Annotated in this window: 6 protein-coding genes and 1 rRNA gene; 4 read left to right on the top strand and 3 right to left on the bottom strand. The window is 71.5% G+C overall.

Going from position 1 to position 9,063, the window contains the following annotated elements:
- Positions 1–92, top strand: a 5S ribosomal RNA gene (gene rrf, locus ABZW10_RS22315); the annotation flags it as partial.
- A 57-nt stretch (positions 93–149) separates the two neighbouring features.
- Here rrf and ABZW10_RS22310 read toward each other — a convergent pair.
- A complete protein-coding gene (locus ABZW10_RS22310; RefSeq protein ID WP_355368607.1) occupies positions 150–602 on the bottom strand; it encodes a GNAT family N-acetyltransferase in 453 nt (150 codons plus the stop codon).
- Positions 603–649: 47 nt separating this feature from the next.
- Positions 650–1,444 (bottom strand): VOC family protein, encoded by a 795-nt coding sequence (locus tag ABZW10_RS22305; protein WP_355368605.1) that lies wholly within the window; start codon positions 1,442–1,444, stop codon positions 650–652.
- 216 nt (positions 1,445–1,660) lie between these two features.
- Between ABZW10_RS22305 and ABZW10_RS22300 the strand changes: the two genes are divergently transcribed.
- From ABZW10_RS22300 to ABZW10_RS22290, 3 genes are all read left to right on the top strand, one after another.
- Positions 1,661–3,835 carry an ATP-dependent RecD-like DNA helicase gene (locus ABZW10_RS22300; RefSeq protein WP_355368617.1) on the top strand — a complete coding sequence of 725 codons (2,175 nt, stop codon included), beginning with the start codon at positions 1,661–1,663 and terminating at the stop codon, positions 3,833–3,835.
- Between the two features lie 224 nt (positions 3,836–4,059).
- A complete protein-coding gene (locus ABZW10_RS22295) occupies positions 4,060–5,349 on the top strand; it encodes a citrate synthase (protein WP_355368603.1) in 1,290 nt (429 codons plus the stop codon).
- Positions 5,350–5,887: 538 nt separating this feature from the next.
- Positions 5,888–6,607 (top strand): SDR family oxidoreductase, encoded by a 720-nt coding sequence (locus ABZW10_RS22290; RefSeq protein ID WP_355368601.1) that lies wholly within the window; start codon positions 5,888–5,890, stop codon positions 6,605–6,607.
- A 74-nt stretch (positions 6,608–6,681) separates the two neighbouring features.
- Here the strand turns inward: ABZW10_RS22290 and ABZW10_RS22285 are convergent, their stop codons facing one another.
- Positions 6,682–9,000 carry a heavy metal translocating P-type ATPase gene (locus tag ABZW10_RS22285; RefSeq protein ID WP_355368599.1) on the bottom strand — a complete coding sequence of 773 codons (2,319 nt, stop codon included), beginning with the start codon at positions 8,998–9,000 and terminating at the stop codon, positions 6,682–6,684.
- Positions 9,001–9,063 lie beyond the last annotated feature (63 nt).

Here is a 9,063-nt window from a genome sequence, read left to right as displayed (position 1 = left end):
CGCCCGGTTACATTCCGAACCCGGAAGCTAAGCCTCACAGCGCCGATGGTACTGCAGGGGGGACCCTGTGGGAGAGTAGGACGCCGCCGAACAATTCTTCTGAGAAGCCCCTGCCGGGGATACCGGCAGGGGCTTTTCGCATTTCCGGGTCAGAGTGCGAGCTTGAATCCGATGTGCGAGGCAACGAAGCCGAGGCGCTCGTAGAAGCGGTGCGCGTCGGTGCGGGTGGCGTCGGAGGTGAGCTGGACCAGGTCGGCGTCCAGTGCGCGGGAGCGGTCGATCGCCCACCGGATCAGGTCGGTGCCGAGGCCGGTGCCGCGTTCGTCGGCGTGGATGCGGACGGCTTCGATGACGGCGCGGGTCGAACCCTTCCGGGCGAGGCCCGGGACGACGGTCAGTTGGAGGGTGCCGATCGTCCGGCCGGCGCGTTCCGCGACCACGAGGTGCTGGTGCGGGTCGGCGTCGATGCGCGCGAGAGCGGTGCGGTAGGGGGTCAGGTCGTCGGGGCTTTCGCGGGTCGCGCCGAGGGGATCGTCGGCGAGCATGGCGACGATGGCCGGGAGGTCGTCCTCGGTCGCCCGGCGGATGATCAGATCGTTCATGGGCACACCCTAGAAGACCCCTGGAGGCCCTTGGGCGTGATCCGGCGTCATGTGCCGGTAGGCGGGCTGGTGATGACCGCGAAGACGGCTCCCTGCGGGTCGATGAGCTGACCGAGGCGGCCGACGCCGTGGACGTCCATGGCGGGGATCCGGACGGTGGCCCCGAGGCGCTCCGCGGTGGCGAGGCGGGCGTCGACGTCGGGCACCTCGAAGTAGGGGAGCCAGTGCGAGGAGGTGCCGGCGGCGGTCTGCTCGGGGCCGAGCTGCATGATGCCGCCGTGAGCGTCCTCCGTGCCGCCGCCGGACGGGGTGAGGACGGTGTACTGGAGCTCGCCGCCGACCGGGACATCCTGTTCCTGCCAGGCGAAGACCGCGCGGTAGAAGGCCTTGGACGCCTCGGCGTCGACGCTGTAGCACTCCGCCCAGCAGAGGCTGCCGGGCTCGGTGACGGTGTCCAGGCCGTGCACGTCCTGCGGCTGCCAGACCGCGAAGTCGGCGCCGGTGGGATCGGTGTAGCCGGCCATCCGGCCGCTGGTGAAGACGTTGAACGGGGCGAAGCGGACCCGGCCGCCGGCCTCGCGGACCAGGGCCGTCGTGCGGTCGGCGTCCAGGGTGCAGAAGTAGACCGTCCAGGCGGGGGCGGCGTGGGTGTCGGTGAACGGCCCGAGCGCGGCGACGGTCCGGCCGTCCTGCTGGAAGAACCCGTAGCCGCCGGCCTCCGGACCGGCCGAGGCGTAGGTCCAGTCGAACACCGAGGTGTAGAAGGCGACCGAGGCCTCGGTGTCGGGGCTGGTGAGGTCGAGCCAGTTGGGTGAGCCGGGACGGAAGGCGGTGGTGAGCATGGTGTGCTGCCCTTCGACGACGTGCCTGGCCCCTCCCTGGTCCTTCCAGCGTGGCACTCGGGCCCCCGGTGTCGCACCCGGACGGTACGGTGCGTAGCAGAAGTCGTCCCGCACGGTGAAGGGGGCCCGGTGGCCAGGCAGACAGGGGCACGGACCGCCACCGGCGGCACCGCGCAGGCGGCCGCGCCGCCGCGCCAGCTCGCCCAGGTCGAGGGGGTGCTGGAACGGATCACCTACGCCAACGAGGAGACCGGCTACACGGTGGCCCGGGTGGACACCGGGCGGGGCGGCAACGATCTGCTGACGGTGGTGGGCGCGCTGCTCGGCGCGCAGCCGGGCGAGTCGCTGCGGCTGCACGGCCGGTGGGGGTCGCATCCGCAGTACGGGCGGCAGTTCGTGGTGGAGAACTACACGACGGTGCTGCCGGCGACGGTGCAGGGCATCCAGCGGTACCTGGGGTCGGGGCTGATCAAGGGGATCGGGCCGCGGTTCGCGGAGCGGATCGTGGAGCGGTTCGGGGTGGACACCCTGGAGGTGATCGAGAACGAGCCGGGCCGGCTGATCGAGGTGCCGGGGCTCGGTCCCAAGCGGACCAAGAAGATCGCGGCCGCGTGGGAGGAGCAGAAGGCCATCAAGGAGGTGATGGTCTTCCTGCAGGGGGTCGGGGTCTCGACGTCGCTGGCTGTGCGGATCTACAAACAGTACGGGGACGGCTCGATCGGGGTGGTGAAGAACGAGCCGTACCGGCTGGCGTCGGACGTCTGGGGCATCGGCTTCCTCACCGCGGACCGGATCGCGCAGGCCGTCGGCATCCCGCACGACAGCCCGGAGCGGGTGAAGGCGGGGCTGCAGTACGCGCTGTCGCAGAGCAGCGACCAGGGGCACTGCTACCTGCCCGAGGAGCGGCTGATCGCGGACGGCGTGAAGCTGCTCCAGGTGGACGTGGGGCTGGTGATCGACTGCCTGGCGGAGCTGGTGGCCGTGGAGGGGGTGGTGCGCGAGCAGGTGCCGGGGGACGACGGCCAGTCGATCACGGCGGTGTACCTGGTGCCGTTCCACCGGGCGGAGATCTCGCTGGCGAACCAGTTGCTGCGGCTGCTGCGGACGGACAGCGACCGGATGCCCTGGTTCGCGGACGTGGACTGGCCGGCGGCGCTGGCCTGGCTGGCGCGGCGGACCGGGGCGGAGCTGGCGCCGGAGCAGGAGCAGTCGGTGCGGCTGGCGTTGACCGAGAAGGTCGCGGTGCTGACCGGCGGGCCGGGGTGCGGCAAGTCGTTCACGGTGAAGTCGATCGTGACCCTGGCGCTGGCGAAGCGGGCCAAGGTGGTGCTGGCGGCGCCGACCGGGCGGGCGGCGAAGCGGCTGTCGGAGCTGACCGGGGTGGAGGCCTCGACGGTGCACCGACTGCTGGAGCTGCGGCCGGGCGGGGACGCCGCGTACGACCGGGACCGGCCGCTGGACGCGGACCTGGTGGTGGTCGACGAGGCGTCGATGCTGGACCTGATCCTGGCGAACAAGCTGGTCAAGGCGGTGGCGCCGGGGGCGCACCTGCTGTTCGTGGGGGACGTGGACCAGCTGCCCTCGGTGGGGGCGGGCGAGGTGCTGCGGGACCTGTTGGCCGAGGGCGGGCCGATCCCGTCGGTGCGGCTGACCCGGATCTTCCGGCAGGCCCAGCAGTCGGGCGTGGTGACCAACGCGCACCGGATCAACGAGGGCCTGCCGCCGCTGACCGAGGGCCTGCCGGACTTCTTCCTGTTCGCCGAGGACGACGCGGAGCTGGCGGCGGGCCTGACGGTGGACGTGGTGGCGCGCAGGATCCCGCAGAAGTTCGGTTACGACGCCCGGCGGGACGTGCAGGTGCTGGCGCCGATGCACCGCGGCCCGGCCGGGGCGGGGAACCTCAACACGCTGCTGCAGGCGGCGGTGACGCCGGCCCGGGAGGGGCTGGCGGAGCGGCGGTTCGGCGGGCGGACGTTCCGGGTGGGGGACAAGGTCACGCAGGTCCGCAACAACTACGACAAGGGGCGGAACGGGGTCTTCAACGGCACAGTGGGAGTGGTGACGTCCCTCAGCGCGGACGACCAGCGCCTGACGGTGCTGACGGACGAGGACGAGGAGGTGCCCTACGACTTCGACGAGCTGGACGAGTTGGCGCACGCCTACGCGGTGACGATCCACCGGTCGCAGGGGAGCGAGTACCCCGTGGTGGTGATTCCGGTCACCATGTCCGCGTGGACGATGCTCCAGCGAAATCTGCTCTACACGGCGGTGACCAGGGCCCGAAAACTGGTCGTGCTGGTGGGATCACGGAAAGCGATCGGGCAGGCGGTTCGCAGTGTCAGCGCAGGTCGGAGGCATGCGGCGCTGGATCACCGGCTTGCGTCTGGATGATTCTCCAAGGGATGGTTGCCTCTATTGTTCTCTTGACGTGAAGAGATTTACGACAGAGCCTGGTGGGGTGCCGATCTTGTCCGGTTCGTACCGGCAGCGGCGGCAGGTTTTGTAGGGGCGGGCCCTTTCGGGTCACCCCGGGTGCGCGGCTGTCCGCCGGATGGGGGATGGTAGAGACAGTCAGGGCACCTTGGAAGAGGATTCATTTCGTCGGTGAGGAAGACGTGAGCGACAACTCGGTAGTACTGCGGTACCAGGACGGCGAGTACGAATACCCCGTCGTCGAGAGCACTGCGGGCAACGCCGGCTTCGACATCTCGAAGCTGCTCCCGCAGACCGGCCTGGTCACCCTGGACAACGGCTTCGGCAACACCGCCGCCTACAAGTCCGCGATCACCTTCGTGGACGGTGACAACGGCATCCTGCGGTACCGCGGTTACCCGATCGAGCAGCTCGCCGCCAAGGGTGACTTCATCGAGACCGCGTACCTGCTGATCAACGGCGAGCTGCCGAACTCCGATCAGCTCGCGCAGTTCAACCGCGAGATCACCCAGCACACCCTGCTGCACGAGGACGTCAAGCGCTTCTTCCAGGGCTTCCCCCGGGATGCGCACCCGATGGCGATGCTGTCCTCGGTGGTCGGCGCGCTGTCGACGTTCTACCCGGAGAGCCACAACCCGTTCGACGCGGCCCAGCGCCACCTGTCGACGGTCCGCCTGCTGGCGAAGCTCCCGACCATCGCCGCGTACGCGTACAAGAAGGCGATGGGCCAGCCCTTCGTCTACCCGCGCAACGACCTGAGCTACGTCGAGAACTTCCTGCGGATGACCTTCGCGGTCCCGGCCGAGGACTACGAGCTCAACCCGGTCATCGTCAACGCGCTCGACAAGCTGCTGATCCTGCACGCGGACCACGAGCAGAACTGCTCGACCTCCACCGTGCGCCTGGTCGGCTCCAGCCACGCCAACCTGTTCGCCTCGATCTCGGCGGGCATCTCGGCGCTGTGGGGCCCGCTGCACGGCGGCGCCAACCAGGCCGTGCTGGAGATGCTGGAGAGCATCCAGAAGGACGGCGGCGACGTCGACGCCTTCATCACGAAGGTGAAGAACAAGGAAGCCGGCGTCAAGCTGATGGGCTTCGGCCACCGGGTCTACAAGGCGTTCGACCCGCGTGCCGCCCAGGTGAAGCTGCTCGCCCACGAGGTGCTGGGCCAGCTCGGCAAGTCCGACGAGCTGCTCGACATCGCGCTCAAGCTGGAGGAGCACGCGCTCAAGGACGACTTCTTCGTCTCGCGCAAGCTCTACCCGAACGTGGACTTCTACACCGGTCTGATCTACCGCGCGATGGGCTTCCCGACCAGCATGTTCACCGTGCTGTTCGCCCTCGGCCGGCTGCCGGGCTGGATCGCCCACTGGCACGAGATGATCAAGGACCCGACCAGCCGGATCGGCCGTCCGCGCCAGATCTACACCGGCACCGCGATCCGCGACTACGTCGAGATCGACGCCCGCTGACGCCGTGCACCCGCACTGACGCCATGCGCACGCCCTGACACCGTGCCACGAGGGCCCGGCCGCACTCCTGCGGCCGGGCCCTCGTGCTTCTCCACCTCAAGTCCGGCGCACGACTCCGGGGGCGGCGGTGGACCGGGAACGGCCGCTCAAAGCGTTCCCGGTCCCGCCACACCCCGGCGTCGTGCGCGAAGGCCGCCAACCGTCGGCGACCGACCCGGGGCCCGCCGGAGCCCCGTCGGCGGCAGCGGTGGTCATGCGTCGACGCTGTGCCGTTCGCCACGTCTCCGCCCACCGAAAAACTGCCGCACTACCAACCTAAGACGTATCAGCGTGTGAGAAGTTACGCCGGGGGGGTGTGAGCTGCCTCTCGCCACGCTCCGTGTGCATGCCGTGCCGCCCCCATACCACACCTTCCACCGGCGGCGACGTCACCCTCCCCGCAGTCACGGCAACCGAGCGTGATAGGAATCGTGGCATTCCGGTACGGGCCGTCGCGCACCTTGCAGCGTGGCGGCGGAGCTGGGGAGGGAGTGCGCAGATGACCAGGAACGTGGTTGTCACCGGCGGTGGCACGGGGATCGGGTACGAGGTGGCACGGCGGTTCGCCGAGGTGGGCGAACAGGTCGTGATCGTCGGCCGACGGCGGGCGGTGCTGGAGGACGCCGCCGCGGCGCTCGGACCGAACGTGACCCCGCTGGTCTGTGACCTCGCCGACCCGGACGCCGTGGAGGCCGCGCTGGCCGACCTGCCGGAGCGGATCGACGTGCTGGTGAACAACGCGGGCAGCCGGGAGACCGTGATCGGCGCCGGGCCGCACGCCCTGCTGGCCCGCTGGCGCGGCGACTTCGAGCGCAACGTGCTGACCGTGGTGCTGCTCACCGAGTCGATCCGCGACCGGCTCACCCCCGGCTCCGGCCGGGTGGTCACCATCAGCTCGATCGCCGCCCTGCGCGGGGCCGGCTCGTACGGGGCGGCGAAGGCCTCGCTGCACGCCTGGAACCACTTCCTCGCCGCCCAGCTCGGCACCTCGGGCATCACCGCCAACATCGTGGCGCCCGGGACGGTGGCGGGCACCGAGTTCTTCGGGCCGCGGCTGGACGAGGCGGAGGTCTCCCGGCGGTCCGCCCGGACGCTGCTCGGGCGGATCGGGGAGACCGGCGAGGTGGCGGCGGCGGTGCACTTCCTGGCCTCGCCGGAGGCCGGGTTCATCACCGGCGAGATCCTGCACTGCAACGGCGGCGAGCTGCTCGGCCGCTGAGCCGGGGCAGACGCCCGCGGGGCCCGTGCCGCACGTGCGGCACGGGCCCCGCGGGCTTTCCGGGGCGTCCTGGGTCAGGCGGCCCGGAAGCGGCGCAGCCGCAGGCTGTTGGTGAGCACGAAGACCGAGGAGAAGGCCATCGTGGCACCGGCGATCATCGGGTTGAGCAGGCCGGCGGCGGCCAGCGGGATCGCCGCCACGTTGTAGCCGAAGGCCCAGAAGAGATTGCCCTTGATGGTGCCGAGGGTCCTGCGGGAGAGCCGGATGGCGTCGGCGGCCGAGCGCAGGTCGCCGCGGACCAGGGTGAGGTCACCCGCCTCGATGGCGGCGTCGGTGCCGGTGCCCATGGCGAGGCCGAGGTCGGCCTGGGCGAGTGCGGCGGCGTCGTTGACGCCGTCGCCGACCATCGCGACGATCCTGCCCTCGGCCTGGAGGATCTCGACGGTGGCCACCTTGTCCTCGGGCAGCACCTCGGCGTACACGTCCTCGGCCGGGATGCCGACCTCGGCGGCGACCGCCTCGGCGACCAGCCGGTTGTCACCGGTGAGCAGCACCGGCCGCAGGCCGAGGGCGCGCAGTTCGGCGATGGCCTCGGCGCTGGTGGGCTTGACCGCGTCGGCGACCTCCAGGACGGCCCGGGCCGCGCCGTCCCAGCCGACCGCGACGGTGGTCCGTCCGGCGGCCTCGGCGGCGCGCTTGGCCTCGGCGAGCGGGGCGGGCAGCGGCAGGCCGTGCTCGGCGAGCAGGGACTCCCGGCCGGCCAGCACCCGGCGGCCCTCGACGTCGCCCCGGACGCCCAGGCCGGGGACGTTCTCGAAGGCCCCGACGGCGGGCAGGGTGCCGAGCCGCTCGGCGGCCGCGGTGGCGATGGCGGCGGCGATCGGGTGCTCGGAGGCGTGTTCCAGGGCGCCGGCCAGGCGCAGCGCCTGCTCCTCGGTGATGCCCTCGGCGGTCCGTACGGCGAGCAGGGTCATCCGGCCGGTGGTGACGGTGCCGGTCTTGTCCAGGACGACGGTGTCGACCCGGCGGGTGTTCTCCAGCACCTCGGGGCCCTTGATCAGGATGCCGAGCTGGGCGCCGCGGCCGGTGCCGACCATCAGGGCGGTCGGGGTGGCCAGGCCGAGGGCGCACGGGCAGGCGATGATCAGCACCGCGACGGCGGCGGTGAACGCCTCGGTGGTGCTGTCGGCGGTCAGCAGCCAGACGATCAGGGTGCCGATCGCGATGAGGATCACCACGGGGACGAAGACGGCGGAGATCCGGTCGGCGAGCCGCTGGGCGGCGGCCTTGCCGCTCTGCGCCTCCTCGACGAGCGCGGCCATCCGGGCGAGCCGGGTGTCGGCGCCGACCCGGGTCGCCTCGACCACCAGCCGGCCGCCGGCGTTGACGGTGGCACCGGTGACGGTGTCGCCGACGCCGACCTCCACCGGGACCGACTCGCCGGTGAGCATCGAGGCGTCGACGGCCGAGGCGCCCTCGACGACCACGCCGTCGGTGGCGATCTTCTCGCCGGGGCGGACCACGAACCGCGTCCCGACGGTGAGGTGTCCGACGGGCAGCCGCACCTCGCGGCCGTCCTGCAGCACGGCGACGTCCTTGGCGCCGAGGTCCAGCAGGGCGTGCAGGGCGGCCCCGGCGCGGCGCTTGGAGCGGGCCTCCAGGTAGCGGCCCAGCAGGATCAGCACGGTGACGGCGGAGGCCGTCTCCAGGTAGAGCATGGACGAGGCGTCGGTGTCGCCGACCGAGAACGAGAACTCGTGCCGCATGCCGGGCATGCCGGCCTCGCCCCAGAACAGGGCCCAGAAGGACCAGCCGAAGGCGGCCAGGGTGCCGAGCGAGACCAGGGTGTCCATGGTCGCGGCGCCGTGCTTGAGGTTGGTCCAGGCGGCGCGGTGGAACGGCAGGCCGCCGTAGACCACGACGGGACCGGTGAGGGCGAAGGCCAGCCACTGCCAGTTGGTGAACTGGAGGGCGGGGACCATCGACCAGAGGACCACCGGGAGGCTGAGCACGGCGCTGACGAGCAGCCGGTCGAGCAGCGGGTCGGCCGGCTGCGGCTGGGCGGCAGCGCCGGCGGGGGCCTCGGTCGCGGCGACGGGTACCGGCGGCGGGGGGAGTTCGGCGGTGTAGCCGGTGTTCTCCACGGTGGCGATGAGGTCGGCCACGGTGACGTCCGGCGTGAACTCGACCCTGGCCTTCTCGGTGGCGTAGTTGACGGTCGCCTCGACGCCGGCCATCCGGTTGAGCTTCTTCTCGATCCGGGCGGCGCAGGCGGCGCAGGTCATGCCGCCGATCTGGAGTTCGACGCGCTCGCGGACCGCGGTGGGGTCCTCCTGGCCGGCTATGGCGGTCGCCGCGTCCGGGGAGGTGGAGCCCGAGGTGGAGGTGCTCATGTGCTGATCAGCTCCTAGGGGAGGGCACGGCGGGGGCGGGGTTCGCCGGGCCCCCGCCGCGCG

Origin of the sequence: Kitasatospora sp. NPDC004723 (genome assembly GCF_040609255.1) — a bacterium.
Taxonomy (GTDB): Bacteria; Actinomycetota; Actinomycetes; order Streptomycetales; family Streptomycetaceae; genus Kitasatospora.
This window is presented reverse-complemented; position numbering and strand designations above follow the sequence as displayed.

Excerpts from the sequence above, each read along its gene's own strand:
- ABZW10_RS22310 (WP_355368607.1), bottom strand. The coding sequence starts at position 602 with ATGAACGATCTGATCATCCGCCGGGCGACCGAGGACGACCTCCCGGCC.
- ABZW10_RS22305 (WP_355368605.1), bottom strand. The coding sequence starts at position 1,444 with ATGCTCACCACCGCCTTCCGTCCCGGCTCACCCAACTGGCTCGACCTC.
- ABZW10_RS22290 (WP_355368601.1), top strand. The coding sequence starts at position 5,888 with ATGACCAGGAACGTGGTTGTCACCGGCGGTGGCACGGGGATCGGGTAC.
- ABZW10_RS22285 (WP_355368599.1), bottom strand. The coding sequence starts at position 9,000 with ATGAGCACCTCCACCTCGGGCTCCACCTCCCCGGACGCGGCGACCGCC.